Source organism: Caballeronia arvi, from assembly GCF_001544695.2.
Lineage (GTDB): Bacteria > Pseudomonadota > Gammaproteobacteria > Burkholderiales > Burkholderiaceae > Caballeronia > Caballeronia arvi.
In genome coordinates this window covers 1-26,581 of sequence record NZ_FCOM02000060.1, presented here as the reverse complement: position 1 = coordinate 26,581, position 26,581 = coordinate 1, and the positions used below count along the sequence as shown (strand labels likewise).

The following is a 26,581-nucleotide window of genomic DNA, read 5'->3' as shown; positions in this document are numbered from 1 at the left end:
GTTGTCGTGGACTTTCCCTCGTCGGCGTTGCCGGACTACGCGGAGCTTTTCGCGTTCACCAACTTCTCATTTCTTCGCGGAGCTTCGCATGGCGAAGAGCTGGTGCTGCGGGCATCACAGCTCGGTTACTCTGGGCTCGCCATTACGGATGAGTGTTCGCTCGCGGGCGTAGTGCGCGCTCACGTCCAGGCGAAAGAAGAGAAGCTCACGCTCATCGTCGGCTCTTTTTTCAAGCTCGTGAGCGCGGACAAGAGCCCAGCATTCGGGCTCATTTTGCTGGCTCAGAATCGCAACGGCTACGGTAACCTCTCTGAGCTCATCACGCTCGGCCGAATGCGGGCAGCCAAGGGGGAGTACCTTCTCACCCCGAATGACATATCGAAGCCCGAGAAGGACCACGCGCACCTGAGAGGCATGCAAGACTGCCTCGCTATTCTGGTACCCGATTTTCCAGCGAAGGAAGACGCGCTTGCTGCTCAGCTTGAGTGGATGAACGATGTCTTCGCCGAGCGGGCGTGGGTCGGTCTCACGCTGCACCAGCGCGCGATGGACGACATCCACCGCGGTGTGGTCGAGTACATCGCCGACCAGTATCGCGTGCCGGTTGTCGCGACGGGCAACGTCGTCATGCACGTGCGGTCGAGAAAGCCGTTGCAGGACACCATGACGGCGATTCGAATTGGGAAGCCCGTTGCCGAGTGCGGCTACGACCTCGCGCCAAACGCTGAAGGGCATCTTCGCTCACGGTTGCGCCTGGCGAATCTCTATCCGCCGCATACGCTGTCTGAGACACTCAACATTCTGGAGCGATGCAATTTCTCGTTGGACGAGCTTCGATACGAATACCCCGACGAACTTGTGCCAGAAGGCTTCACACACGAGTCCTATCTGCGACAGGAGACCTATATCGGCGCACATCGTCGGTTCCCCTCCGGCATACCGCATGCGGTACAGGAGCAAATCGAGCATGAACTGCAACTCATACGCGAACTGCAATATGAGGCGTATTTCCTCACGGTTTACGACATCGTCCGGTTCGCTCGCAGTCAGCACATCCTCTGTCAAGGTCGCGGGTCGGCCGCCAATTCTGCAGTGTGCTACTGCCTCGGCGTGACAGAGGTCGACCCTTCGCGCGGCAATATGTTATTCGAACGCTTCATCTCTAAAGAGCGAGGTGAGCCACCCGATATTGACGTGGACTTCGAGCACCAGCGTCGCGAAGAAGTCATCCAGTACATCTATCGCAAATACGGTCGAGACCGCGCCGCGATTGCGGCTGCAGTATCCACGTATCGTCCGCGCGGCGCACTGCGGGAAACAGGAAAGGCGCTCGGCATCGACCCGCAAATCGTCGACAAGGTCGCCAAATCGCACCAATGGTTCGACCATTCACAGGACCTGCTCCGGCGGTTCGAGGAGTCCGGCCTCGACCCTTCCAATCCACTGATTGCGATGTGGGCGACGCTGGCCGCGCAGATACTGAACTTCCCACGCCACCTGTCGCAGCACTCTGGTGGCTTTGTCATCAGTCGCGGCAAACTTACGCGGCTCGTGCCTGTTGAGAATGCCGCCATGCAAGACCGCAGCGCGATTCAATGGGACAAGGACGACTTGGAGGCGCTTGGCCTGTTGAAGATTGACGTGCTCGCACTCGGCATGCTGTCTGCAATCCGTCGGACGCTCGATATTGTGTCCGAGCAACGCGGCGAGCGCTTCGAGATGCAGGACATCCCGGCCGAAGACGAAGCGACATACGACATGATTTCGCGCGCTGACACGGTTGGCGTCTTCCAGATTGAGTCGCGCGCTCAGATGAGCATGCTGCCTCGCATGAAGCCGCGCGAGTTCTATGACCTAGTCATTGAGGTGGCCATTGTGCGTCCAGGTCCTATCCAAGGCGGCGCCGTTCATCCTTATCTGCGACGTAGGCAAGGCCTCGAGCCAGTAAGCTATCCAAGCGAGGCTTTGAAGACGGCGCTTGGGCGGACGCTCGGCGTGCCCATCTTTCAAGAGCAGGTCATGCAAGTCGCCATCCTGGCAGCCGGCTTCACACCTGGCGAAGCAGACCAACTTCGCCGGGCGATGGCAGCGTGGAAGCGCAAGGGCGGCTTGGACAAATACTATGACCGTATCGTTGGCGGCATGCTCCAACGAGGCTATGACAACGAATTCGCTGAGTCCATCTTTCAGCAGATTCACGGCTTCGGCGAATACGGTTTCCCGGAGAGCCATGCCGCGAGTTTCGCGCTCTTGGTTTATGCAAGCAGCTGGTTGAAATGTCACGAACCCGCCGCTTTCCTCGCTGCCATGCTCAATAGTCAACCGATGGGCTTCTATTCTCCGTCGCAGCTATTGCAAGACGCCACTCGTCACGGCGTGAAGGTCGTTCCTGTCGACGTGACCATTAGCGGATGGGATTCTGTTCTCGAAAAGCAAGTCGACGGCTCTGTCGCAGTGCGCCTCGGACTCTCGCTACTCAAGGGCATGAAAGACGGTGCCGCAGAGCGTATAGAGGCAGCACGAGCCGTGAAGCAATTCTTCAGTGTCAGCGACCTCGCAAGACGTGCGCAGTTAGACCGTCGTGACTTGCAAGTGCTCGCCGCAGCGAATGCACTTTCGTCGCTTGCCGGAAACCGGCGCGAGGCACTTTGGCAATCTGTTGCCGCGGCCCCGGACCGCGACATTCTTGCAGAAGCGCGTATTGATGATGAGACCCCGGTGCTTGGTGCGCCGTCAGAGGCCGAGAACATCGTCGCTGATTACAACTCGACAGGACTCACGCTCGGGCGTCACCCGCTTTCGCTGCTTCGTTCAACTTTGCTTGAGCAGCGGTTAATGCCGGCCTCAACCTTGATGAGCTACCGGAACGGTCGGCTCGCCCGTGGCTGCGGCCTGGTTACTGTACGTCAGAGGCCCGGTACGGCGAAAGGCGTCATGTTCATAACGATTGAAGACGAGACGGGGAATGTGAACGTCATCATCTGGCCGTCGCTGCTAGAACGTCAGCGGCGAGAAGCACTTGGTGCTGCATTACTGGGTGTGTACGGCACTTGGCAGTGTGAAGGTGAAGTCCGACACCTTGTTGCGCAGCGGCTTGTCGACATGTCTCATTTGCTCGGCGGATTGAATACGGTGAGCCGTAACTTCTGCTGAATCGTGGCAGGACGCCAGGGAGGCGCGGCGTCGGTGCCCTCGGAGCTCAACGTCGAAGCCGCGGAACGTCGATTGCTTGTGGCTCGGTGAACCACAACCTGGAGGCAAATATGGCTGGCGACACCGCATACAAGCCGGGCGAAATCGTAAAGGTTTCGGGCATCTACTCGGTCGTTCATGATGATGGCAAGGACACCTTTGAGGTGACATGTGTAGAGGGCGAGCACTTTCCGCCGACGCGAAGTGGCAAAGGAGCGTATTTCGAATTGAAGTACGCTGCGACGCATTCGCACAAGCATGACGCGTTGAAGGGCACAGAGGGGCGCAACTGACGTCGTATTGCCCCGTGGCGCAGCGGGCGACCGAGGAAGGTCAGCTGCGCCTGTCTTCCAGGTGGCTCTTTGCCCTTGCCAGTGGGCGTTTGCCACCGTAAGTCCGAGCAGCTTGTATTTAGTCTGGAGCTTTCATGTCTGAACACGTTTACGAACTTCTTGAGGTCACTGGCTCTTCGCCGATTTCATCTGATAACGCGGTACAGATAGCACTTAAGAAAGCCTCCGACACCGTGCGGAATCTCGAATGGTTCGAGGTCAAGGAGATTCGAGGCCACGCCGAGGGCGCCAACATTCTCCATTGGCAGGTCACGCTCAAGGTCGGTTTCCGTGTCGAAGACTGAGCGACCGCGTGGGCGAGTAGAGCGAAATGAACGGGGAAAGCGACGAGGCACGAGCCATCGCGCGTATTGCAGACGCAGCTCGCGAAGTATTGTCAGCCTCCGAGTCGCTGGAGACGTTTGTCAAGACGTCGGGCGATGGAAGCGCGCGGGCCCTACATTTGGCTCGTCTGACCGCTGCTGTAAATGAGCTGCAAACGGCGCGTGGCGCGCTGGACGAACTGCTGACACGGAACTCCAAGGCCTGAGCGCATCGCCGATTCCCTCTCATTGTTGAACTTCAGCGTCGCTTAGGGCAGACGCTTGATGGCCGCTGATAGCGAGTGCCCGGAAGTCCAGAAATCGGACCAAGGGTCGCTCGATTGAAAGCTCAGATATTCGCGTGCGGTCTGCACGTTCCACTGGGCTCCGCTTCTTAGTTCGTGCAGCTGTTCCCATGCGACCGGCATCGATACCCCAATCCCAGGTCGAGCTCGAGCAGAGAACGCTGCAGCAGTGGTCTGTGCCTTCCCATTACGCAGATAGTCAACATAAACCTTCCCGACTCTATTCGACGGGCCGGATACTGCAGAGAAGCGTTCTGGAATTGTCTTTGCAAGGTGTCGGACGAATGACTGAGAGAAAGATTTGACTGTCGCATAGCCCAGCCGGGGAGCAAGTGGAACGACGACATGCAGACCCTTCCCGCCACTCGTCTTCAGCCAAGCCTCCAGGTCCAGTTCCGAAAGCAACGCTCGAACGAGTTGAGCAGCTTCTTGCACGTGTGGCCACTTCACGCCTTCACCGGGGTCGAGGTCGAAGATGACTCGGTCTGGTTTGTCCAAGCGAGAGACGACGGAGTTCCACGTGTGGAACTCGATGGTGTTCATCTGTGCAGCGGCTAGTAATGCGTCCGCCGTGTCGACGGTCAACAACGGCGGGTGACCCGGCCACAGTTCGCGGTCGTGAGCCGCTAAGCCTGGCATCGCGGTTCGCTCCGCATGCTTTTGAAAGAAGAGCTGGCCGGACACACCCTCCGGCGCACGGACCAGTGCAACCGGGCGGTCCTTCAAGTGAGGCAGCATCCACTCGGCGACGCTCGCGTAGTAGCGGACAAGGTCCGCCTTCGTGACTCCCGATGACGCGTCAATCACTCGCTCGGGATGCGTGATTTTGAGCTCGAGAGGTGGCGTAGGAAGTTCAGTTTTGCCGCCCTCGCGGACGACGCTGCTTGCGGGCTTATCGAGTCGTAATCCTCGAAACGAAGCCTGTCGAACAACACCTTCAGCGGTCCATTCTGCGAACTCAACTTCGGCGACCATGGTCGGCTTCACCCATAGCTCGCTTCCGGCCACACGTCTTGACCATCGTCCCGGCTTTCTCACGGGCGTGTCGAACGGCGCTGCATCCACTTGAAGCGGTGCTAGTTGTTGCCATAGTTCCTGTGCAGTCTTCGAATTCCAGCCCGTCCCGACGCTCCCGGCGTCATGCAGCTTCTTTCCGGCGTAATAGCCGAGCAGCAGGCTGCCAACTTCGCCAGCGTTGCCGCCGCGACCGGTCATGCCGCAAATGACGAACTCCTGGCGCAACCGCGCTTTCGCTTTCAGCCACGTCTCGGTGCGACCCGATTGGTACGGCGCATCTCTGCGCTTCAGCACAAGGCCCTCAAGACCGAGCCCGGCTGCGGCCTCGAAAACCTGGACGGGCGGAGCGTCGAAGTCTTGGCTGAAGATAAGGTGCTCGCCGCTGCCCTCGAGCAGAGACGCTAACCGGGCGCGCCTGGTCCACAGCGGCACCTTTCTCAAGTCTTGTCCTTCCAGGTACATCAGGTCAAAGAGAAAGTAGACGATGTCGGCATTGGTCGCTCCGTCGATTGCATCCTGGAGAGCCGAGAAACTGGGAATGCCGTCTTTCAGCACGACAATCTCGCCGTCGAGCCAGGCGCTCGCGACAGCGAGCCTCTGTATCTCCGCTTTGAGCGTCGGAAACTTCGCGGTCCAGTCGTGACCATTTCGAGTGAACAGCTTGACTCGCTTTCCGTCTATACGAGCCAGCAGCCGATAGCCGTCCAGCTTTGTCTCAGTCACCCAATCGCCGGTCGTGGGAAGAGTGTTGGCAAGCGTTGCGAGCTGCGGCTCAAGCTTCGCAGGTGACGGTGCGTCTTCCGCAGCGGAGAAGTCAGCGTCTTCCTCTGTCGCCCGTGAACGTCTCGCTGCTCTCGGCTCGCGTTCTTCGACGAGCCCGAGCGGATTGGTGATGACGCTGTCAGGCAGTGCTTTGATGACGTCGTATTCATCGAGCGGGCGCGCCCATTCGTCCCGCTTCTTGAAGAGCATCCACTGGTCTTGTTTGTCGTCCGGCTTTGAGATGCGCACTAACTCCCATAAGCCGGCAAGCTTCTCGCCATGCAGGCGGAACACGAGTTTGCCGGCCCGCATACCCTTGACCGCGTCGCCTACCGGTTCCCACGTTCCGCGGTCCCACACAATCACCGTACCGGCGCCGTACTGCTTTGGCGGAATCGTGCCTTCGAATCCGGCATAGTCGATAGGATGGTCTTCGACGTGCACAGCCATCTGCTTTCTGCTGGGGTCGTAGCAAGGACCTTTGGGAACGGCCCACGATAGCAGTACGCCGCCCAGTTCGAGTCGGAAGTCGTAGTGCAGACGGCTCGCCCAGTGCTTCTGGATGACAAAGTTCAGGCTGCCTGCATCGCCAGCCGCCTGAGCGCTAGATGCGGACGGCTCGGGAGTGATACTGAAGTCGCGCTTTTTTCGATAGCGTGAAAGCGGCGGTGACTTAGCGTCATGAGGCGAAACCATGTTCGGTGGTCAGGAAGGCGACGTGCGAGCCGGTCGCACGCCTTTCGCGATAGCGTCGGAACTTACGCTCGGGAGCCATCGCTCACGCAGCATCGTTACGCTCGGAGCCGTCGCCGGCCTCCTTGTCGTCGTCTGTCTCGATGCGGGTAATGCCGCCGGTGGCGGGCGGGTCGCTTGCCGGAAAAGTCTCCTCGACCGATTCATCAATCAGGTCCTCGGACTTCTCGTTGTTCGGGTTCTGCTCTCTCGTCTTCGTAGCCATGTTCCCTCCGTATCTTGCACGACTAGGAAAGCAAGCGATATGCCGACATTTGTGTCGGGGCGCTAGCGGTGCGGCTGTGGGCGCAGCGGATGTCTCGGCACGGGCGGTGCTATTCTGTCCACGGCGCCCCGGCGGCCGGGGGCGACGATTGCGTCCTTTTCATCCGGCAAATCCCAACTGCCGGCTAGGAGAAGCCCATGGCAGCTCGCTCAATTGCGTCGCTTTCTCTATCTTTCGGATTGGTTTCCATTCCCGTCCGACTCTACTCAGCGACCGAAAGCTCGTCGGAGGTGCGGTTCAACATGCTGGCGCCGGATGGCTCGCGCGTGAAGCAGCAGTATGTCTCCGAGTCAACGGGAAAGGTCGTCGAACGAGCTTCGATGCAAAAGGGCTACCAGTTTGAGAAGGACCGATATGTCGTCTTCACCGGCGAGGAGCTGAAGGCACTGGAAGAAGGCGCCAGTCACGTTGTCGAAATTGTCTCCTTCGTGCCGGAGAAGGCGGTGGACCCTTTGTTCTACGACAAAGCTTACTTTATTGCGCCGGACAAGCGAGGCGGAAAGCCATACAGCCTGTTACAGCGGGCGCTTGCTGAGACTGGCCGATGCGCGCTGGCGAAATGGTCCTACAAAGGGAAGACCCGAATTGTCCAGATACGCCCGACTGACGATGGCATGGTGTTTCAGCAGCTACTCTTCGCAGACGAAGTCAGGTCGTTGAAGGACCTGGACATCGAGTACGTGGCGGTCTCTGACGCCGAGTTGAAGCTTGCCGTACAAATAATCGAACAGGGCGCCGAAGACAATTACGACGCATCCGCATACGAGGACGAAGAGAAGAAGCGCATTCTCGCAGCAATAGACCAAAAAATTGAAGGCAAACAGATTGTTGCGCCTGCGGACGGCGAAGCTGCGCCGACTGGCGAGGTCATCGACCTGATGGAGGCGTTGCGTGCAAGTCTGGCAAAGAGCGGCGAGAAAGCCAAACCGTCTGAAAAGCGCAAACCCGCATTGAAGGCGGTTGAAGAGCCAGTGGTTCCGAAGACGCGTAAGCCTGCCGCCCGAGCGCCGAAGGTCGCCACCGAGGCTCCAGCGAAGGTGCGTGCCCGCAAGTGAGCGAGCGCGACGTATCGCATCACGTCTCGCTCGCCAAGCTTCAATCGATGCTTGGCGTTTCGCGGCGCGTTGTTGACGGGCTCATTGACCTCGGGCTGGTCACGCCCACCCGCGGACCGCGTAACGCGCTGCGGTTCACGTTCCAGGACGTCGTCTTGTTGCGCACAGCGCTGCAACTACGGACGGCGAAGACAACTCCACGGAAACTGCGAGAAGCGCTTGCGCGATTGAAGCGCGAGCTCCCGGATGAACTCCCGTTGTCTGGGATTCGCGTCGCCGCCGAGGGCGACGCGATTGTCGTCAAGACCGGTCCCTCACGCTGGGATGCAATCACGGGACAGATGTTGCTGGACTTTGAAGTGGCGGAGGTTAAAGGCGATGTCGTCCTGCTAGATGCATCACCCGAGCGCAAGAGCGTTGCGGCAGCTCAAGCCCAGGAGCGCTACGAACTGGCCGAACAATTGGTAAAGACCGACGCGGATGCCGCCGAGCGCCACTATCGGCGCGCCATCGAACTGGCGCCAGAACCGTTCTACGCGGCGTACGTCGATTTGGGCGCTCTGCTATGCGAGCAAGAGCATCAATGCGGCAAGGCGCTCGAGGTATTTGACGAAGCACTACGGCACTTTCCGGACGACGCAATTCTGCACTTCAATCGAGCGGTGGCGCTCGACACGATGGGGCGCCTCGAAGAGGCTCGGGCGAGCTACGAGCGGTGCCTCACCCTGAACCCCGACTACGCCGATGCCCATCACAATCTCGCGATGTTGCTGGAAAAGCGCGGTGACCGACGGGGGCTAATCAGGCACCTCAACGCCTACCGAAGACTGAGCAACTGATGGACTGGCACCGCCGAAACCAATGAACAGGGAGCTTCCCTGCATTGACAGGGCCGTCGAGCAGGTCTGTCAGTTGTGACATGGCTCCGCTGGCGCAATTGGTCGGTCGAGAGCTTGCTCACGGCGTGGTCTTTCACGCTAGAACTCAAAGCCCAAACAGGTTGTGCTGAATCTGCCGTAAATGCCCCGTCAGAACTTCGCCCGCTTTTTCAGCATCGCGGTCGCGTAATGCTTCAACAATCGCCCGATGCTGCGCTTCATATTCCTTACGCCGCTCCGGAGTGAGCGAGTGGCGCTTTAGTCGACCCCATTCGCCTTGCTCGCGAACGCGATTGGTGAGTTCCAGTATTTTCAGGAAGAAAGAATTGTGGGTGGCCAGAGCGAAGGTCCGATGCAGTTCGCCGTCCCAATGCTCGAATTCTTCCACTGTCTGTGCCGCCTCCGACCGCTCGACGCACTCCGTCATGCGCGCGAAGTCGGATGACGTGGCGTTACGTGCAATCAGTCTCGGCATCAGCGGCTCGATGAGCAGCCGCGCTTCCATCAACTCAGCAGGGCTCGTCTGCGTCGCAGAAAGTTCGTCGATGACGATTTCCGGCGCAGGCAATGTTTTCGCCGCGCCGGGACGGACAAAGGTTCCGCTGCCGACAGCCTGCGTAATCAAGCCACGGTCCTTCAAGTCCTGCAATACACGCCTAACCGCACCACGCGACGCACCGAACTGCTCGCTCAACTGGCGTTCAGCCGGAAGCTTCACCCCGTCCGGCATGCGACCCGACGCAATCTCTTCCTGAAGATACGCCGCCAGCGCCTTCGCACCGACTGCCCGTATTGGGCTCTTTGTTTCCATGTCGCCCATCTTCATGCTCCCGTTTCCGTTAACGTGAATCATACCATGAGAAGTACCAATTGGTAGCGTTATTGGTTAACCCGCACTTGCTACCCATCCATTTTGGTTCTACAGTACGTCCTACGCAAACCAATTGGACTTATTCGGGAGCCATTTATGAAACTTGCAAATCTTCGGGTAGACGGCACCGCGCTCGTGGCCGTCGTCGACACTGACAAAGCGGTGTTCTGGCCAGTATCCGCATTGGTCTCAGAATTCGACGGAGACATGGTCCAATTGGTCCAGTTTTTCGTAAAATTCAAGGGTGACCTGCGCCCACGGGGCGAAGGACGACCGCTGAGCGAAGCAACGGTGTTGGCCCCAATCGACCAGCCGCGACGCAATATCTTCTGCGTGGGCAAGAACTATCACGAGCACGCGGCTGAATTCCAGAACTCGGGTTTCGACAGCAGCGCGAAAGACGGCGAACACGCTCCGGAAGCACCGGTGGTCTTCACGAAACCGGCTAGCACGGTGATTGGTCCGGGAGTGAAAATTCCGCGCCATGTCGATGTGACCAGCCAGCTCGACTACGAAGCAGAACTCGGTGTGGTTATCGGCAAAGCGGGTCGCGGCATTAAAAAGGCCGATGCGATGGACTACGTCTTCGGCTACACGGTCATCAATGATTTCACCGCACGCGACCTGCAGAAGCTCCATCGTCAATGGTTCATCGGCAAATCGCTCGACGGCTTCTGCCCGATGGGTCCGTATCTGGTTACCGCTGACGAAGTCGACGGCCAGAACATCGACGTGAAATGCTGGGTCAACGGCGAGCTGCGTCAAAACTCGAACACCAAGCAACTGATTTTCGACATCCCCACGCTCATTGAAACGCTGTCGGCCGGCATTGAACTGCAGCCCGGCGACGTGATTGCGACCGGCACGCCAGCTGGGGTTGGTATTGGCTTCAATCCGCCGAAATTCCTCCAGAAGGGCGATGTCATTCGCATCGAAATCGAGAACGTCGGCGTCCTGGAAAACGAGGTGGGCGAATGACCACTCAAGTCATCAGGAATGTTGCGGTTGAAGTCGAAGGCGACGGACAAGCTGTCGTTTGCATCCACGGTCTTGGCGGTTCGTCGAACAACTGGACGCCCGTACTATCGGCCTTCGAGGGCTTCAAAGTTGTCCGTCCCGATTTGCCTGGCAGCGCCCGCTCGGCGCTCCCAACCGAACGGTTGTCTATCGACCTCTACGTAGACACGCTCGCCGGAGTGCTGAGCGAACTGGGCGTCACAAAGGCGCACGTTGTCGCGCACTCGATGGGCACCATCGTCGCACAACACCTGGCCATCAAGCATCGGGAACTCGTGAAGAGTCTTGCACTTTTCGGACCTTTGCTAGCACCCCCGGAGCAGGGCCGTCCTGGCATTCAGGCGCGAGCAGCGCTTTCGCGTGAGAAGGGCATTGCGGGTGTCCAGGAAATCGCAGAAGCCATCCTGAAGGGCGCGACGAGCGCTGAAACCAAGGCACAACGTCCGGTCACTATTGCGCTCGTTCGCGAAAGCGTGATGCGTCAGTCGCCGGAAGGCTATGCGCAGAGCTGCGAAGCGTTGGCTGGCGCGCAAGCGGCCGAAGTCGAAAAGATTTCGGTGCCGACGCTGCTGGTCACTGGCGATGAAGACGGTGTCGGTCAACCGGCTGCTGTCGAGGCAATCGGCGAGCGCATCGCGGGGAGCAAAGTCACCGTCCTTTCTGGTTGCGGCCACTGGACGACCTTTGAAAAGCCCGCTGAATGCGCCGACGAGCTCAAGGCATTCTATAAGTCAATGCAGTAAGTTTTCCACCTATTGGAGGAGACATGAACAGAATCGCTTTTACCAACGTCAATATTTTTGACGGCACTGGCGCAGACCCGTACATCGGTGAAATTCTGGTCGAAGATAACCGGATTACAAAGGTAGCGAAGAACGGCGAAAGCGTGAATACCGGTGGCGCGCATACCATCGACGGTCGCGGACGTTTCATCATGCCGGGCATGACCGAAGCGCATACACACTTCTCATGGAATGACCAACCTTCGCTGTCGGCAATTCAGTTCATGCCACCGGAAGAGCACATCCTGTGGTGCGTCAGGGTGGCCAAGCGCTATCTGGAAATGGGCTTCACGTCTGCGCTCGGTGCGGCAGCAGCAAAGGCTCGTCTCGATGTCGTGTTGCGCAACGCCATCAATGCGGGCGAATTCCCCGGGCCGCGTTACCTCGCTGGCAGCCAGGAAATTACGACCCTCGGTGGCCTCGGTGACAACACGCTGCCCCATCTGCCGTTCCGTGAGCTGAACTTCGGCGAGGTGGTGAGCGGCCCGGAAGAAGTCCGCCGCGCAGCTCGCATGTTCATTAAATACGGTGTCGACCATCTGAAAATCAACCTTTCTGGCGAATACATCGCAGGCATCCCCGCAGAAGCCTCTCCGTTCTCCGAGGAAGAAATCGCGATGCTGGCGTCGGAGGCAAAACGTGCCGGCAATCGCGTGGCAGCGCATGCCCGTTCGAGTGAGTCGGTCAAGCAGTGCGTGCGTCATGGCCTCGAGCTGGTATTCCACGCAAGCTTCGCGGACGAAGAAGCGCTGGATATGCTGGAAGCGAACAAGGATAAGCACTTCGTCGCTCCGGGTATCGGCTGGCTTGTCAGCACGCTATACCACGCTGAGAAGTGGGGCATCTCGCAGGAAGTCGCGACGAAGATGGGCTATGCGCGTGAGCTGGAGGTTGCCTCCGAAACGCTTACCAAGATGCATAAGCGAGGCATCAGGATTCTGCCTGGCGGCGATTATGGCTTCGCGTGGATGCCGCATGGTACGAATGCCCGCGACCTCGAGTATTTCGTCAAGTACATCGGCATGACGCCGAAGGAAGCGCTCCTCTCAGCGACGCAGCTCGGCGGCGAACTGATGATGCAGCCGGAGAGCATCGGGAAACTGGCCGAAGGCTACTATGCAGACATCGTGCTCGTTGACGGCAACCCGCTGGAAGACCTCAAGGTGCTGCAGGACCCGACGAAGATTTCCCTCGTCATGAAGGACGGCGAGCTCATCAAGAGTTGCTATGACATGAAGGCCCCGGAAGGTGCTATCCACGTCACCGGCGGCAACGAGCCGATGAGGGATGAGGGCGTCAAGAAGGCCATGCACGCCGAAGCTCATTGAAGTGCAGCCGGGACATCCACCTCAGTCCCGGCTGTTTGTTCCCAAAATTGAAGCCAGCTCACCGCGCTTTCGCGGTTTGACTGCGCCCGTTCGAACATCTGAGGCAGACAGAGATGTGTGATTGCATTGGCAAGGCCCTTGAGCTAGGAATGTCGCGGCGCGGGTTTCTGGGCGCGGGATGGAAAATGGCCGGCGCCGGGCTGCCGCTGCTAATGGGAGTGCCGGCAAGCGCAACTGAAGCAGAGCAGCGTAATCAGGCGATGGCCGCATCTCGTGCTAAGGCGCAAAGTCACGATACCCGCCTGGTCCTTCTAGGCACAGCAGGAGGTCCGGTCTGGTGGCCAAACTGTGACCGTGAGGGCATCTCCTCTGCGCTGGTTGTGGGCGACGCAGTCTATGTCGTCGACTGTGGCGACGGTGTCGGCAAGCGCTACAAGCAAGCCGAACTCGGTCCCATCAATACCGTATCTGGCATGACGGGAATGGAAAACCTTCGTGGCATCTTCCTCACTCACCTTCACTCAGACCACACAATCGATTACTTCAACCTCTTCCTGTACGGTTGGTATGACGGTCTGACAGGTGTAAAGCAGCCAGTCCAGATTTATGGTCCCGGGCGACGCGGTCAGATGGAACCCATTTTCAACTTCCCAGGCCAGCCCACTTCCGCCCCTCCTCCGATTGTCAACCCGGAGAACCCGACGCCAGGCACGGTCGATATGACCAACTACCTGTACCAGGCATATGCGCTCGACATCAACGACCGCCTGCGCGATGCTCACCGCCCCGATTTGCGCACCTTGATGCAGGTCCACGACATCGCCATCCCCCCACTCAATGGCTTCAGAAACCCCAACGAGACGCCGGTTCCCAAGATGGAGCCATTCCTGGTCCACGAGGACGAACGTGTCCGTGTCACAGCTACGCTGGTTAATCACTTTCCAATCTGGCCTGCGTTCGCGTTCCGCTTTGATACAGACGATGGCTCTGTGACGTTCTCCGGCGATACGTCGCCATGCGAGAACCTGGTCAGGCTCGCGCGTAATACCGATGTTCTCGTGCACGAAGTCATCGACACCACGTGGGTCGACGCGTTATTTCCACCACCAGTGGGAGACAAAGAGGCCGCGTTCAAGCAGCACCTGCTCAACTCACATACATCCATCGACGATGTGGGCAAGGTTGCCGAAGCCGCTGGTGCGAAGACGTTGGTGCTTTCTCACATCGCGCCGGGCCACGCCCCACGCGCGAACCTGATGCGGGCGCAGCGCAACTTTTCCGGCCAACTCATTATCGGCGAAGACCTCATGCAAATCGGCGTCGGCCGCAAACGCGGCTGATTGCCTTATCCAGGCGCCTGTTTTCATTTTTGTACCGGCCAGCGACCGTTGTGAGCTCGCTGGCACGCCTCTTTTTTACACACAAAATAGGACCGGTTCGCACTGACGGGAGCACCGATACCTCGCCCTCTGATGAAGTCAGGTTCTATATTCATCTCTCGTCCGCACGTGTTAAAGCTGGTGGGTTGCGAGAACTGAAGCTCCGTCAGCAAGCGAAGTACGACCGGTTTGTGACGAAGGAATCTGTGATGGATATTACGTCGCCTTGTCGCTTTACCGACAGAGACCGGTCCCGTCCAGCAGCAGTTGCCGCGTGCGCGCCATGACCCAGGTCACCTCACGTTGCGAGAGGTCCCACTCGCCAGCGTCGACCTTCAATCTCACTCCTTCCTCGGCCCGGGTCAACGCCACCTCTGGCGACGGGCTCGAGCTAGCCATTTTTCTCGATGCATACGCGGATAGCTGACAAGCAAGGTCCTCACACGCGTCATAGCATACCCACAGCTGCTCCGAGACACTGCTTTGATAGCGCCCGTTGACTTCGCGAACCAGATGTGTTGGTTGAACCCCGGTTACAGAACCTGGGTCCGGTACTTTCGGAAAATCGGCGGGCACTTGTCGGTTCGTCATTCCTTGAAACATGTCTGAAGGCCTCGCTCAGGATAAGGCGGGGCTCTACTTCACCAAGCGGCATGAAAAAACGAAATATGTAAGCAGCAAAGTTAGCTAGGTAAGCGTGTTTCCTTGGCGGTGCTGTTTGGCATGTACCCAACCTTTCGGGCTGCCTCTTGGATACGCTGGATAACATCTTCGCGTACGATGGCTGGCCGGCGAAGGGGCGGGAAGCTTTAGCATCCGAGATGATGCTGCTGGGATAGCGGAGATGGTCGCCGTTGTCGCTGATGAAGCCGTTGAACATCCGCTTAACAGCTCGGCCTCTCCACGTATGTGCGCAGGTTCCGACATTAGTTCTTCATGCTCGCGCCGAGGTCCGCGCAGAACGAGTTTCGTGGCGGAACCACTCGATGTCGCAACCAATGCGAAGAAGCCCGCACGAAGCGGGCTTCCGGACAACTCGAAAAGTGGGCGTTTAGGCAGCTGCGTCCTTCAGCTTTTTGAGAGCACGAACCTTCAGGCGCACCGTCGCCGGCTTGGCATCAAACCACCTGTCCTGCCCCGTGAACGGGTCCTTACCGAAGCGCCGCTTCTTTGCTTCCACCTTTTGAACGTTGATTTTCAGCAGGCCGGACAGCGTAAATTCGCCCAGTCCTTTTTTGTGGACAGAACCCAGAATCGTGTCTTCAAGAGCGGCAAGCACTGCTTTCACCTGCTTTGGTTCAAGACCCGCCTGTGTCGCAACGTGAGTGACGAGCGACGCTTTGGTGAACTGGTCCTTCACCGGCTTGAACGTTGTGCCGGTGGCGGCTACCTTCCTCGCCGGAGCTGCTGCTTTCTTCGCTGGCACTTTGGTCACAGCCTTCTTGGCTGCAGGTCTTGCGGTCTTCGTTGCCATTTGCATCCTCTTCATCGTAGATTGAGAGATGCTTAAGACGAAGCACCCCAGAGCACGGTCGCCTGGCACATGCGTCGTCGTAAGCTGTGGGCCAGCCTAGCAACGGTTCAGGGGTTTAGCAATAAGAAGACCCCTTGAAATAAGGCATTTTCGCGAGCTATGGCGAACTTACAACGGAAGCGTGCTCAGCTTTCGAAGATAAGCCAACCGACGGCCTCGTCGGGGTAGTTCTGCGGCCAACGATTCGTGAGCAATTCGCGAGCGCTTCGGACGCGCGCTTTTGTCCGCTCTTGACGGCGCCCAGCGACATTCGAATCGTGGCAACCGAGCGGATGCCCCGCTCCTGCGAGGCCTCCAGGTTTCTCGCTCCCGGGCACGTCTTCGACTATTGCCGCCAATCTCCTGAGCGCAAGTGACTCGGTCGAGTGCACAGCGTAGCCGTGCGACCATCTCGTCGCGAAGTCCGAGTTCTCGCGCGACGACCGCAACGTCCGTTGCAGCGTCCGACGAGAGGAAGTCGAGCAACTGCAACAGCCGGGGCGACGAGGGGAAGGCAGGCGGACTGCTTGAGCTCGCGGAGTGGAGTGTGTTGTGCATCCGCAGTAAAGCGGATGCACTTATACCTGGAGCGACGCGGGGCGTTACAAGTTGCGCCATGCCTTAGCGCTCGCAGCCCGTGCCTCCGGGGAGCCTTCAGGTGCCAGATATTCATCGCAAACGGCGATAGCACGCGATACATCGGGCGTTGTTGCGTCTCCTCGCGCTAACAGCTCTTGCCGCCATGCTAAGACGTCTGCCCGCCCGCCGTGATTCAGATTCCAGACGACGTAATCAAGAAGTTCGACCAATTCGCCGGCCGGGATGTCGGTTAGCTCTGCTCTTGCCATCATCTACTCCCTTCCGCTGCGCTACTGCATGAGCACCGCGAAGTGCGAGGTGTTTCGTGTGTGCTCATCCGACGCTTGCGTTCATATCGTCTCGTTGTTCGGGCCCAAGCCTTTATGTTCCGTCAGCATACATAGTGCTCAGCGTGAACGCGCAAAAGGATTGATTGGCTGCACCTTATTCCGGTCTTTTACTCGCTCGAGCAACTGCACCTTGTCCCAATCGGCGGACATTGCTTCCAGTTCCCGCACGACATTTGATTCCAGCGCCTGCAATCCCACGTCGCCTTGAAAGTTCGATTTGAATGCGTGGAGGAGGCGGTGCTGAAGAAGGCGGGTCACGCCCTCAACTTGTCCGGGCGCATTCACGTCAGCGAACAGAACCGACTCAGGTGAGAACGGGTCGTAGTAAATCAGGTTCGGATACTCGGTGTTCACCGCAACCTTCGGCTCGTCGGTGATTAGCAATGAGCCGAGCAGCTGGACAGAGCCCTTCATGCCCTTCGGCGTTTTGAACACCCACAGGCGCTTCGGCAACCGCTCCTTGAGTTCAGAAATCTTCGCGGTATTCGAGCCGAAGTAGCCGACCTGGCCGTTCTTCAAGTCCTGCTCGAACTTCTGCCAATAGTAAAAGATATCCATTTCCAGCCTGTCCACCTTCGTTGATTGCAATACGGGGCGATAATCCAATGATATCAATTTCATTGCAAAATCCCGGGTGGCGCACGTCCACCACATCCAAGTTAACTGCTGCTATGGCCGACAGTAGCTGGGTTCGGCTCGGAAGCTTCGTGCGTGGTCGGTCCGAGGCGGCCGATACAACGAATTGGTTCGGGGCGCTCGGCGAGGCAAGTCAGCCGAAATCATCACGCAATTTGGATGTGTAGGTGTGGCAAGAGACCGAGAAGCAAACCCGAACGGTGCAAAAAAAAGTTGGGAGCCGCATTCGAGAACCCCTCTTAGTACGACAGCGTTCCGCATCCTACATTGAAGCTCATCGTGACAACGCCAGGCAATTTTGAGATGACACTATCCGCTCGGGCCGATTTGCGGGCGCAGGCCGAAATGCTGACCTTCATTGTCATCTCCCATCTCGCGACGAAGTTCGCCACCGGGGGTTGGATGTCCGTCGCGAGCACGGTCTAGTCGTCGGTCTACTGGGCGAAGTCCATGCAACGCGATGGAGATGTCCTGACCAGAGTTATGTTGGCGAGTCGTGCGCTTTCGATTGCGGAGGCTATTGAGGCCGAGACAGGTCTTACGCTCAACGGCAGCGCTCTGGCGTCCATCTTTGACAGCAATCTGCGGCTGGACTTTTCGTCTGCGATGACTCGCGAGATTTACGAACGATGTCAGACGCATCTTCTCGCGGCCAAGTAGGGCGGCGAGGACACTCGATACGACGCGAGTCGTCAGTATGGGACCATCCTCTGGAGTCGCTCGACGCGAAATCGGCGATACTTTTCCCAGTGTCTGGCATATCAAAGCATCGAAATTGTTCAACTGCGCGCGCAGACGGAAGCTTTAGATAGACGGCTGCTAAAGCTAAAGAGAGCGAAACCAGCCCAGAGATGATTGAAATCGTGCAAAAGATGCGCGAGTACGGCATTACACTCGACGAACTGATGCGTCGGAAAGCCGGCACTCAGCCAGATGAGCCTCCTGCGAAATACGTGACCCGGCTACCGGCTCGATGTGAAGCGGACGCGGGCGCGCGCGCTTGGATTGTCGGCGAGGACCGCAGCGAGTTCATTGACGTGCCGAACACAGGAACTGACGGTGCCGTCTGACGTGTCGCCGCGTAGGCGGCATTGGTGGCTGACGCAGATGCGAGTACCTCAGGAGACAAACAGTTTAAGTGCGAGTCCGACTACACCGGAAGCAAGCACGACCGGTATCACCCTCACCTTGAACCGGAACAGCGCAATACCGGCGACCACACCGATTAGCAACGAGAGCCATTCGAAGCCGCCTTGCATACCATGTGGCCACAACACGTGAAGCGCAAAAAATACGGCGAGGTTCAAGATGACGCCGACGACCGCGGAAGTGATGGCTGTCAACGGCGCAGTAAAGTTGAGATTGCCGTGGGTCGCTTCGATGAAGGGACCGCCGAGCAGTATGAACAGGAAAGACGGCAGGAACGTAAAGAACGTCACGACGACGGATGCGGCGACAGCCGAGGCGAGAATTGCGTCCGCTCCGAACACAGCCTTGGTCCAGCCACCTACGAACCCGACGAAGGAAACGACCATGATGAGTGGTCCAGGCGTCGTCTCACCGAGCGCCAGGCCATCTATCATTTGCAACCCGGTAAGCCAGTGGTAGTTATCGACAGCGCCTTGGTACACATACGGCAACACTGCATACGCGCCCCCGAAAGTGAGTAAAGCGGCTTTCGTAAAGAACCAAGCCATTTGCGTAAGCGTTCCGGTCCAGCCGTACATAAGCGAAAGCACCGCGATGGCCGCGAGCCAAATCAGCATGAAGACCGCAAGCACGACCGTGAACCGCTTCCATGTGAAGAGCGCATGCCGCGGGGTGGGCGTGTCGTCGTCAAGGAGTGCGGGACCAAACCCCTTGTCGCCCGACCTGTGTTCGCCTCCGACCACGAATCTGGCCGGAGCATATTTACCTCCAAAGTGCCCGATGATGCCGGCTAGCAGGACGATGACAGGGAACGGGATATTGGCTACGAAGATGGCCAGGAATGCCGCCGCTGCAATCGACCACAGCCAAACGTTCTTCAACGCGCGAGAGCCAATTCTGTACGCCGCGAAGACGACAATGGCCGTGACCGCCGGCTTAATGCCGTAAAGGACGCCTGCGACGGCGGGAACACTGCCGAACGCCATGTAGACCCACGACAGCCCTATCAGTATGAAAAGCGACGGCAGTACAAAGAAGCCGCCTGCGATTACACCACCCCACGTCCGATGCATTAGCCAACCGATGTAGGTAGCGAGCTGCTGCGCTTCGGGTCCAGGAAGCACCATGCAATAGTTCAATGCGTGCAGGAATCGCTTCTCGGAAATCCAGCGTTTTCGCTCAACCAGGTCCTGATGCATGATGGCAATCTGACCCGCCGGCCCTCCGAAGCTCATAAAGCCGAGCTTGAGCCAATACCACAGTGCCTGAGCGAAGCTCACGGCCTCGACAGCATGGTTTCGCTCGTGGCTGATTTCGTTGTCTTGCGCCATCTGAGTTTGTTCCACTTGTGCCCCCGCGCGAGCTTGTTGCCGCAATTTATGGCCGATGACATCGAATTGAACCGCGTTTCCAAATTCCTCGTGCGGCTTGACGGCCTTTCTGATTCACAGGCTCATCCGGACGTCCGCTAACGAAGTTTTCACCGGCGCCTTTTCTCAAAAAGCTTAATCGGTCGGGGCCGTATCTTCGGTAAGAGGACTTTCTCTCTTTTTCAGCGGATGCTCTCTTATAAGAAGCTGGTTAAGCCGGTTTGCATCGCAAGACGACGCTATGTGCCAATTCCTTAATGAATCGGGCCGACTTTCTAGCGTTGTTGTCCGCGAACGTCCTCTTCCGGCTGATGCTTGGGCGATGCGTTCCGAAACTCATGACTTGTGTTCGGCTATCGTGATGCTGTCCGTGGCATAACGAACCGACATTGACGTGACACTCCGATAGTCTACTCGCGCGTCGTGGTTTTGAAACGAGCGAGAAAAACTGAGCCACGTCCTCTCGACCCGCTATCGCGCGTGCGATGGTCGCCGGTATCGAGGCCGCTATCGCGGCCGCCGACTCCCTATTGTTGTTCGAGCTTCATGTGGTAGTTGAGATTCAATCCCATTGGCCCTCCGCGGAGTCGCTGGATTTGCTGGCCGTCGTGGCGGGGCCCGGTTCATGCTACACCGGAGCATGGTCAGGGGGTGTTCGATGGTAACGCTAGAAAGACGACGGAAGGAGACCGCACAGCGCGAAGAGCGTCGGTTGCCACGAAATCATCTGGCGGGATTCGCTGAAAAGTTCAGATTCGACACGGGAATAGGCCGTGTGGCTGCGCTGTTCTTGTTGTGCGTCGGTGGGGGAGCGAGTCTTGCTGCCTGGCTGAAATCCGAACTCACTACGCGCCCGCATCCGCATCCGCACTCGATAATAGTCGGTCGTGTGTCGGCGACGCCGGACGTTGACGTATCCCGCGTCTTTCGTGCCACGGGCGTCGTGGAGATAGCCAACGCTTCAGATGTGCCCGCACAGCGTTCACGAGCGTTCGCCTTTCAAGCCGCGGCCGATGAAAAGTCGGCGGCTGAAGGTATTGCACAACGTACCGGCCTCGGACGTGTGCCATTGGCACGTCAGCCGATGACGTCCGGGCCTCGAGTAGCGCAAGCATCATCGCGGCACGGGTTGCCGCAACGTTCGCTACCGGCACCTACGACTAAGACGCAGGCGCGAGAACAGACTTTCATGAGCACGTTCGCGCATCATTGAATATACCGGCGACCGCCGGAGCATCCAAAATCCGCCGGCACGTAACGGGACACTGGAGCGGGCCTACGAACCTACTGAAACACGCTGCCCAGGCGGTCCTTCGCTGGGAGTGCCCGGTACGGCGAAGCGTAGCAACGATGCGTATAGCGCCAGCGGGTGCGCCCGTTTCGTGGGTCGAGGCTATCGCGCAATGCACTGACAAGTCATGTTTCCGTCGCTCGACAGCGCGGAGACGCCGACGCAATCCGAGGGCTCGGCACGCGATTAGCGAGATGCGGTACAGAAACTTACAAAGAATCGCTCCATCGAGGTGCACCAAATCGGTTGCAGCAGCGTTAATGCGGACACACCCAGTTGGAGTTCGCAATGAGCACGAACATCGTCAAACGCGGCACGGTTCTAACAGCCGTTATTGTCGGCAGCGCGTGCGCTTCGAGCGCAGCTTTTGCGCATGTGGATGTCGGACTGTACCTCGGCACACCGGCACCTTTGTATGTCGAGCAGCCCACAGCGGTCTATCAAGCGCCTCCGCCAATGGTCTATCAGGCGCCTCCACCAGCGGTCTACGCACCAGCGCCGGTATATTACGGATACGGGGACGGCGACGGATACGGACAAGGGCGCTGGCGACACGATAATGGTAGACATCGCGGCTGGGAACGTCGCCATCACGGCGATGACGAAGATTGACTGTCGTTGGTCGGCATGGTCAGTGTCAACTGCCTTCGTTCGAACCGCAGGAGCTGCAAGTAGCTGGGATGTATCGCATCCTCGGCGCGCCGAGGTCAATCATCGGCTGTCTGGTCAAGACGGCCGAATCCATCAGGAAGTCTGCGAAAGGGCTGTCGCGCAGCGAGGCGATGCGGTTGCATGGTGATGCCCGACAAGCGTCGTGAGGAGCGTCTAATGGCCAGCGAGAATGGCGGACATATCAGCCAAGAAGCGGACCGGGCGCTCAACAAGTGTGAAAATCCAAGCAAGCAGACAAATCGGGCAGCGAAGCCAGCACTCGCATCCATCGTCGGGCGGCCCCTTGATTCCCGGCGTTGCGACGGCACATACACGGACACAGCGGCAGAGTTCGCCGCCTTCAAAGAAAACGAGTGAAGCAATGAAGAAAATGATAATTCTGGTCGCGCTAGGAAGCGCCTTGCTTGCATCCGCCGCCACCGCGAGTGCTGAAGGTTGTTTGAAAGGCGCTCTAGTAGGCGATGTCGCTGGTCACTATGCTGGGCATCACGCCGTGGTCGGCGCTGTCGGCGGCTGCGTTGTCGGACGGCATCTCGCAAAAGAGAAGCGCAAGCAAGCTGACGCTCAGGCGCTAGCACAACAGCAGGCGCAGTTGCCGCCGACAGATGCGCGTTGAACGACGGCTTCGGAGAAGCGGACTGCAGGCAGCAATTGATTTGGATTGAAACGTGAGCATCGAATGGCGCGCCGGCGAAGACTGACAGCAGAGAACGCAACCGGCGAGCGCTTCTTAGTGCGTTCCTCAGGAGGTGCTCTTCTCGGTTTCCGTGCACGGTGGGTTGTCGGCTCGATTGCCGACGCGACGGGGTCGAAGTTGATGCAGACCCGGACGGAGCGTTATTGCTTCCGCGGCAACATGAAGCGCTCGGTCTGCTTCTCCGCAATTCGTCGAATTGGTAAGTCCGATGTTCAACAGCGAACAGCAGCTTCGCGGTCAGGGAAAGTGGTGCTTCCAGCCGCTGAACTCGGAGACATCGCAGCGCGTCGACGCTGTAACCGTAGGTGCCAATCAAGATTGTCATCGTATAAAGGCGTCTCGCTATATTTTCAAAAAGAGTTTCTCAAAGTTCGAGAGACTTCCTTAAAAAACAAGAAAGGAGCCTTTTTACGGGTGGCTGCGCTTTGTTGCCTGACCTTCACGAATACCCGTGACCAAGTCTTGTGAATTGCGAGATATGGGTTGAGCGGACAAATCTTCCGCAATAGAGCGAGCCTAGGCAGAGGAAGGTTGCGGTCGGTTCGCGCTAGATTAGCCCGGGGCATCAAATGAGCAGACACAAAGACCTGCAATCGCAAAATGCAGCGCGGCCGGGGTGACCGTGTGCCGCTTCATGCAAGGTACTTGCGCGACCCGCGACAGCCGGCGCATCGCCAACAACGCTTTGTGGAATGGCTTGCTTCCTGACGCGAGCGTGATTGCTCTGAAAGGCTCAACGGAAACAGCAGCTGCATCGGCTAGGCATCCTACGCGCGCGACCATCACAGCTCGACCATCTGGCGCCCGTTCGAATCGTGTGTTCTGAACTTGTTCGGGAAGTGGAAGCCGTTCTTCGCTTAGAACGCGGTCCGCGGCGGATATGGCAAGAGAGTTGAATGACTGCGGACGGGCCACCCTTTGCCCAGTCGACGACTTGCTGGACCAGAAGCCGGCCGTACCCCTTGGTTCCTAGAGCCGGGGCGACCCAGAGCCCACCTGCGTGGTGCTCGTGCTTGCCTTTCCTTAACGAACACTATGCCGATAGTGGTGCGGTCCGCTTGGCCGCAAGTTCCCTATGTCACGAGGCGTCCCGCTGTGCGAACGACTTCCTCGAGGAACACGTTGATGGCCGGATGGTTTCGCTCACCTCGACGAAACGCTACATAGATTTTTCTACGAACTTCTGGTCGAAGCTTTACCCACGCGACGCCTGCTTGTGGGCGTACAAGCCATAGTCCTGGGACAACGGAAACCGAACACCCCGACGCGACCATGGCACCCACCATTTCGAATCCCCGGCACTGTGCATTCACGCGTGGTTCGAAACCGCTTCTGCGGCACAAGTTTGTGATGAACTCGCTGAACACGCTCGACTTCGAGTCTATCGCCCACGTCTCGTGCTTCAAATGTGCGACGCTCAACGAAGACTTCCTACTGAGGGGATGGTCGCTGGCGAGGGCGACAGACAGAACGTCCTCGGCTAACGGCACCGTCTCGATGCTCTCCTGTTTGGCGCTCACCATTGTCGAGAGGTTATCTATTAGAGCGATGTCTGCTCGCCAAGACCGAAGAGCAGCGAGTCCGTCGACCGGCTCGAGTTCCTCGAGGATGATGTGCAATCGAGGAAAGACCTGCTGAAGAGCCTTGACGGTGTTTGGTAGAACAGCGGACGCGACCGACGGAAACGCGGCGACGCGCAATTCGCCGGCGATTTCACGTTTCAGGACAGCAAGCGCCGAGCGAGCCTCATCAAGTACAACCATAACGCGTTCTGCGTATCCGACTAGGGCTTGACCGGCCGGTGTCAGCCGTACGCCCCGTCCGACCCGCTCGGTCAATTTCACATCCGTTTCCTCCTCCAATTGCGCAATCTGCTGTGAGACGGCGGAAGGGGTCACTGCGAGCGCGTCTGCGGCCGCCGCAATCGTGCCGCACCGTGAGAGTTCAAGCAGCGCTTTCAGACGGCCGATATCCATGTTTTCCCCGAATAAGGCGTCGGGCGATTCGACAGAGTGGCTAATGTATCCATTAAAAAAAGATAAGTATACGTGTGGAAATTGATTGCCTAGCATCGGTTCATGGCGTTCGGGCCGTCGCTCCGAAATTGGAAGCGGGCATCACGCCTGCCACGGCAATCGTGTTGCCGCCGACGCCGCTTATTAGACAAGGAAAACACTATGCTGCAAGCTCGTTCCTGGGTTCCGCGTGGCCCAGAAAACTATATTCAATCCCTCGTGCAGCGATTTGCGTCCCAGAGTCCAGAGCAAAATGAGCGCGACCTTCACGCCTTCGTCGAGGAAAATCGCGTCATCCACGAGCGTGATTGTTTCAATCTCAACCCGGCTACGAATGCTATCAATCCGAAGGCCGAGGCCTTGTTGGCTTGCGGCGTGGGTTCGCGGCCTTCGCTCGGATATCCGGGCGACAAATACGAAATGGGCCTGGAAGGCGTTGAAAAGATTGAAGTGCTCGCAGCGGAGCTGGTCGCCCAAGTTTTCGGCGCCCGATACGCCGAGATTCGGGTCGCCTCGGGTGCTCTGGCGAACTTGTATGCCTACATGGTTGCGGCAAAGGCCGGCGATGTGGTGTTCGTGCCGCCCGCGACGGTTGGGGGCCATTTTAGCCATCACACGAACGGCGCTGCCGGCATGTACGGCGTAGTGCCTCACTTGATGAAGCTTGACGCAAACGGCTACACAGTGGACCTCGATGCACTTCGAGCGGACGCTTTGCGTTTGCGGCCGAAGGTTATCACGCTGGGACAGAGCCTCAACCTATTCCCGCATCCGATTAGAGAGGCCCGTGCGATTGCTGATGAAGTCGGCGCGTTGCTCCTGTTCGACGCGGCACATCTGTGCGGACTTATTGCCGGGCTCGCCTGGCAGCAGCCGCTCCAAGAAGGAGCTCATCTGATGACTATGAGCACCTACAAGAGCTTGGCCGGCGCGGCTGGAGGTTTGATTGTTACGAACGACGCCGATATCGCCAAGAAGCTCGATGCAGTCGCTTACCCCGGATTGACCGCAAACTTCGACGCGGGCAAGTCAGCCTCTATCGCAATGACGATGCTCGATTGGCAGGCGCACGGACGGCCGTATGCGGCCGAAATGGTCAAGACGGCAAAGGCGTTCGCTGTAGCGCTCGCGAAAGAAGGTTTGCCCGTATACGCTCGCGACCGCGGAATGACGACGTCGCACCAGTTTGCCGTCGAGGCGCACGATTTCGGCGGCGGGCAAGCAATGGCCAAGCTTCTCCGACGCGCCAACGTCCTCGCTTGCGGCATTGGATTGCCGTTGCCCGAGATTGAGGGTGACGTGAACGGTCTTCGAATTGGTACACCCGAACTCGTTCGCTGGGGCATGGAGAGCCGGCATATACAGCGCCTTGCATCGTTCATCGCGGATGTGCTTCTCCGTCGCAAGTCACCTGAAGAGATAGGCCCCGCGGTCACCGAGTATCGCCGCCAGTTTTCGACTCTCCATTACGTGCGCTGAGGGACGTAGTCAAATACGGGGTCGCATGGGAGACCGCTCGGCCGCTGTAGGCATGTCCTGCATGAAATCTGTATTGAATGTACTTCGTATGCCGAATTAAGAACTCTGAACAAATCTATATACCACCTCGATGGAGTGCCGTCATGAAACTCTCGAAGCCAACTCCTGCAGTCTTCGGTGCAATCCTCTCGTTCGCTTTCACGGTCGCGCATGCGGAAGACGTGGTTAAGCTGGGATTCGCCGGTCCGTTGACGGGCCAGAATGCAAACCTTGGGAAAGACGTCGAGCGCGGCGCACGAATGGCGATTGACGATTTGAACGCCAATCCACCGGTCATCGGCGGCAAGAAGGTGAAGATTGAGCTCCAAGTCGAAGACGATGCCGGCGACCCACGTCAAGCCACTCAGGTGGCACAACGGCTCGTTGACGCTGGAGTAAAGGGCGTGGTAGGGCACTATAACTCTGGTGCAACGATTCCCGCATCGAAGATTTACGCCTCTTTTGAATTCCGAGTGGGTGGTTTCGCGGTCAAGGGCGGGCGTGAGCCCAGCGCAGAGGCGCCTTGAATCGA

The 26,581-nt window shown here is 58.2% G+C and carries 23 protein-coding genes and 1 pseudogene; 16 read left to right on the top strand and 8 right to left on the bottom strand.

Annotation, left to right across the window (positions count from 1 at the left end; genetic code table 11):
* The first annotated feature begins 6 nt into the window (after positions 1-6).
* From AWB74_RS36455 to AWB74_RS36440, 4 genes are all read left to right on the top strand, one after another.
* Positions 7-3,153: an error-prone DNA polymerase gene (locus AWB74_RS36455; protein WP_061151466.1), complete on the top strand. Its 3,147-nt coding sequence runs from the start codon at positions 7-9 to the stop codon at positions 3,151-3,153.
* Between the two features lie 110 nt (positions 3,154-3,263).
* Complete coding sequence (locus tag AWB74_RS36450) at positions 3,264-3,485, top strand: hypothetical protein (protein ID WP_061151465.1); 222 nt, start codon at positions 3,264-3,266, stop codon at positions 3,483-3,485.
* 134 nt (positions 3,486-3,619) lie between these two features.
* On the top strand, positions 3,620-3,829 hold the full coding sequence (locus tag AWB74_RS36445; protein WP_061151464.1) for a dodecin: 210 nt from the start codon (positions 3,620-3,622) through the stop codon (positions 3,827-3,829).
* A gap of 26 nt (positions 3,830-3,855) precedes the next feature.
* Positions 3,856-4,074, top strand: coding sequence for a hypothetical protein (locus AWB74_RS36440; protein ID WP_061151463.1), 219 nt, complete (start codon positions 3,856-3,858; stop codon positions 4,072-4,074).
* Between the two features lie 42 nt (positions 4,075-4,116).
* Here the strand turns inward: AWB74_RS36440 and ligD are convergent, their stop codons facing one another.
* Positions 4,117-6,627, bottom strand: a complete 2,511-nt coding sequence (ligD, locus tag AWB74_RS36435) for a DNA ligase D (RefSeq protein ID WP_061151462.1) — start codon at positions 6,625-6,627, stop codon at positions 4,117-4,119.
* Positions 6,628-6,709: 82 nt separating this feature from the next.
* Positions 6,710-6,889: a hypothetical protein gene (locus AWB74_RS36430; RefSeq protein ID WP_061132774.1), complete on the bottom strand. Its 180-nt coding sequence runs from the start codon at positions 6,887-6,889 to the stop codon at positions 6,710-6,712.
* A 197-nt stretch (positions 6,890-7,086) separates the two neighbouring features.
* On the opposite strand from AWB74_RS36430, the gene ku reads away from it, so the two are divergent.
* The gene (gene ku / locus AWB74_RS36425; protein ID WP_061151461.1) at positions 7,087-8,004 is read left to right on the top strand and encodes a non-homologous end joining protein Ku; all 918 of its coding nucleotides are present in this window, start codon (positions 7,087-7,089) and stop codon (positions 8,002-8,004) included.
* Positions 8,001-8,843, top strand: a complete 843-nt coding sequence (locus AWB74_RS36420) for a tetratricopeptide repeat protein (RefSeq protein WP_061151460.1) — start codon at positions 8,001-8,003, stop codon at positions 8,841-8,843. Before ku ends, AWB74_RS36420 begins: the two co-directional genes overlap by 4 nt.
* Before the next feature lie 145 nt (positions 8,844-8,988).
* Here AWB74_RS36420 and AWB74_RS36415 read toward each other — a convergent pair whose 3' ends face one another.
* A complete protein-coding gene (locus tag AWB74_RS36415; protein ID WP_061151485.1) occupies positions 8,989-9,702 on the bottom strand; it encodes a FadR/GntR family transcriptional regulator in 714 nt (237 codons plus the stop codon).
* Positions 9,703-9,849: 147 nt separating this feature from the next.
* Here AWB74_RS36415 and AWB74_RS36410 point away from each other — a divergent pair, with 147 nt between their 5' ends.
* The 4 genes from AWB74_RS36410 to AWB74_RS36395 all read left to right on the top strand — a co-directional run bounded on the left by AWB74_RS36410 (position 9,850) and on the right by AWB74_RS36395 (position 14,220).
* Positions 9,850-10,731 (top strand): fumarylacetoacetate hydrolase family protein, encoded by an 882-nt coding sequence (locus AWB74_RS36410; RefSeq protein WP_061151459.1) that lies wholly within the window; start codon positions 9,850-9,852, stop codon positions 10,729-10,731.
* Positions 10,728-11,513 (top strand): alpha/beta fold hydrolase, encoded by a 786-nt coding sequence (locus AWB74_RS36405; protein WP_061151458.1) that lies wholly within the window; start codon positions 10,728-10,730, stop codon positions 11,511-11,513. Before AWB74_RS36410 ends, AWB74_RS36405 begins: the two co-directional genes overlap by 4 nt.
* 23 nt (positions 11,514-11,536) lie before the next feature.
* Complete coding sequence (locus AWB74_RS36400) at positions 11,537-12,880, top strand: metal-dependent hydrolase family protein (protein ID WP_061151457.1); 1,344 nt, start codon at positions 11,537-11,539, stop codon at positions 12,878-12,880.
* Positions 12,881-13,029: 149 nt separating this feature from the next.
* The gene (locus AWB74_RS36395; RefSeq protein ID WP_235024809.1) at positions 13,030-14,220 is read left to right on the top strand and encodes an MBL fold metallo-hydrolase; all 1,191 of its coding nucleotides are present in this window, start codon (positions 13,030-13,032) and stop codon (positions 14,218-14,220) included.
* A 1,090-nt stretch (positions 14,221-15,310) separates the two neighbouring features.
* Here AWB74_RS36395 and AWB74_RS36385 read toward each other — a convergent pair.
* Complete coding sequence (locus AWB74_RS36385) at positions 15,311-15,733, bottom strand: HU family DNA-binding protein (protein ID WP_061151483.1); 423 nt, start codon at positions 15,731-15,733, stop codon at positions 15,311-15,313.
* A 1,025-nt stretch (positions 15,734-16,758) separates the two neighbouring features.
* A complete protein-coding gene (locus AWB74_RS36380) occupies positions 16,759-17,322 on the bottom strand; it encodes a hypothetical protein (RefSeq protein ID WP_235024808.1) in 564 nt (187 codons plus the stop codon).
* Between the two features lie 866 nt (positions 17,323-18,188).
* On the opposite strand from AWB74_RS36380, the gene AWB74_RS36370 reads away from it, so the two are divergent.
* Complete coding sequence (locus tag AWB74_RS36370) at positions 18,189-18,407, top strand: H-NS histone family protein (RefSeq protein WP_143749387.1); 219 nt, start codon at positions 18,189-18,191, stop codon at positions 18,405-18,407.
* Positions 18,408-18,455: 48 nt separating this feature from the next.
* On the opposite strand, the gene chrA is transcribed toward AWB74_RS36370, so the two are convergent.
* Positions 18,456-19,817: a chromate efflux transporter gene (chrA, locus tag AWB74_RS36365; RefSeq protein WP_061151481.1), complete on the bottom strand. Its 1,362-nt coding sequence runs from the start codon at positions 19,815-19,817 to the stop codon at positions 18,456-18,458.
* Positions 19,818-21,435: 1,618 nt separating this feature from the next.
* Here chrA and AWB74_RS36355 point away from each other — a divergent pair.
* From AWB74_RS36355 to AWB74_RS36345, 3 genes are all read left to right on the top strand, one after another.
* Entirely contained in the window at positions 21,436-21,759 is a 324-nt protein-coding gene (locus tag AWB74_RS36355) for a hypothetical protein (RefSeq protein WP_087039392.1), read from the top strand.
* Between the two features lie 180 nt (positions 21,760-21,939).
* Positions 21,940-22,176 carry a hypothetical protein gene (locus AWB74_RS47555; RefSeq protein ID WP_235024807.1) on the top strand — a complete coding sequence of 79 codons (237 nt, stop codon included), beginning with the start codon at positions 21,940-21,942 and terminating at the stop codon, positions 22,174-22,176.
* Positions 22,177-22,180: 4 nt separating this feature from the next.
* Entirely contained in the window at positions 22,181-22,435 is a 255-nt protein-coding gene (locus AWB74_RS36345) for a hypothetical protein (RefSeq protein WP_087039387.1), read from the top strand.
* An 814-nt stretch (positions 22,436-23,249) separates the two neighbouring features.
* On the opposite strand, the pseudogene AWB74_RS48740 reads toward AWB74_RS36345, so the two are convergent.
* Positions 23,250-23,519, bottom strand: a pseudogene (locus AWB74_RS48740) (hypothetical protein); the annotation flags it as partial.
* Positions 23,520-23,589: 70 nt separating this feature from the next.
* On the bottom strand, positions 23,590-24,492 hold the full coding sequence (locus AWB74_RS36340; RefSeq protein WP_061151480.1) for a LysR family transcriptional regulator: 903 nt from the start codon (positions 24,490-24,492) through the stop codon (positions 23,590-23,592).
* Between the two features lie 201 nt (positions 24,493-24,693).
* Here AWB74_RS36340 and AWB74_RS36335 point away from each other — a divergent pair, with 201 nt between their 5' ends.
* Together AWB74_RS36335 and AWB74_RS36330 are read left to right on the top strand one after the other, a co-directional pair.
* Positions 24,694-26,010, top strand: coding sequence for a serine hydroxymethyltransferase (locus AWB74_RS36335; protein ID WP_061151452.1), 1,317 nt, complete (start codon positions 24,694-24,696; stop codon positions 26,008-26,010).
* Between the two features lie 143 nt (positions 26,011-26,153).
* Positions 26,154-26,576 carry an ABC transporter substrate-binding protein gene (locus tag AWB74_RS36330; protein ID WP_061151451.1) on the top strand — a complete coding sequence of 141 codons (423 nt, stop codon included), beginning with the start codon at positions 26,154-26,156 and terminating at the stop codon, positions 26,574-26,576.
* Positions 26,577-26,581 lie beyond the last annotated feature (5 nt).

Bases quoted from the DNA above. Each gene is read 5' to 3' on its own strand.
- AWB74_RS36450 (WP_061151465.1), top strand. From the start codon at position 3,264: ATGGCTGGCGACACCGCATACAAGCCGGGCGAAATCGTAAAGGTTTCG.
- AWB74_RS36445 (WP_061151464.1), top strand. From the start codon at position 3,620: ATGTCTGAACACGTTTACGAACTTCTTGAGGTCACTGGCTCTTCGCCG.
- AWB74_RS36440 (WP_061151463.1), top strand. From the start codon at position 3,856: ATGAACGGGGAAAGCGACGAGGCACGAGCCATCGCGCGTATTGCAGAC.
- ligD (WP_061151462.1), bottom strand. From the start codon at position 6,627: ATGGTTTCGCCTCATGACGCTAAGTCACCGCCGCTTTCACGCTATCGA.
- AWB74_RS36430 (WP_061132774.1), bottom strand. From the start codon at position 6,889: ATGGCTACGAAGACGAGAGAGCAGAACCCGAACAACGAGAAGTCCGAG.
- ku (WP_061151461.1), top strand. From the start codon at position 7,087: ATGGCAGCTCGCTCAATTGCGTCGCTTTCTCTATCTTTCGGATTGGTT.
- AWB74_RS36415 (WP_061151485.1), bottom strand. From the start codon at position 9,702: ATGGGCGACATGGAAACAAAGAGCCCAATACGGGCAGTCGGTGCGAAG.
- AWB74_RS36410 (WP_061151459.1), top strand. From the start codon at position 9,850: ATGAAACTTGCAAATCTTCGGGTAGACGGCACCGCGCTCGTGGCCGTC.
- AWB74_RS36405 (WP_061151458.1), top strand. From the start codon at position 10,728: ATGACCACTCAAGTCATCAGGAATGTTGCGGTTGAAGTCGAAGGCGAC.
- AWB74_RS36400 (WP_061151457.1), top strand. From the start codon at position 11,537: ATGAACAGAATCGCTTTTACCAACGTCAATATTTTTGACGGCACTGGC.
- AWB74_RS36395 (WP_235024809.1), top strand. From the start codon at position 13,030: ATGTCGCGGCGCGGGTTTCTGGGCGCGGGATGGAAAATGGCCGGCGCC.
- AWB74_RS36385 (WP_061151483.1), bottom strand. From the start codon at position 15,733: ATGGCAACGAAGACCGCAAGACCTGCAGCCAAGAAGGCTGTGACCAAA.
- AWB74_RS36380 (WP_235024808.1), bottom strand. From the start codon at position 17,322: ATGAAATTGATATCATTGGATTATCGCCCCGTATTGCAATCAACGAAG.
- AWB74_RS36370 (WP_143749387.1), top strand. From the start codon at position 18,189: ATGATTGAAATCGTGCAAAAGATGCGCGAGTACGGCATTACACTCGAC.
- chrA (WP_061151481.1), bottom strand. From the start codon at position 19,817: ATGGCGCAAGACAACGAAATCAGCCACGAGCGAAACCATGCTGTCGAG.
- AWB74_RS36355 (WP_087039392.1), top strand. From the start codon at position 21,436: ATGAGCACGAACATCGTCAAACGCGGCACGGTTCTAACAGCCGTTATT.
- AWB74_RS47555 (WP_235024807.1), top strand. From the start codon at position 21,940: ATGGTGATGCCCGACAAGCGTCGTGAGGAGCGTCTAATGGCCAGCGAG.
- AWB74_RS36345 (WP_087039387.1), top strand. From the start codon at position 22,181: ATGAAGAAAATGATAATTCTGGTCGCGCTAGGAAGCGCCTTGCTTGCA.
- AWB74_RS36340 (WP_061151480.1), bottom strand. From the start codon at position 24,492: ATGGATATCGGCCGTCTGAAAGCGCTGCTTGAACTCTCACGGTGCGGC.
- AWB74_RS36335 (WP_061151452.1), top strand. From the start codon at position 24,694: ATGCTGCAAGCTCGTTCCTGGGTTCCGCGTGGCCCAGAAAACTATATT.
- AWB74_RS36330 (WP_061151451.1), top strand. From the start codon at position 26,154: ATGAAACTCTCGAAGCCAACTCCTGCAGTCTTCGGTGCAATCCTCTCG.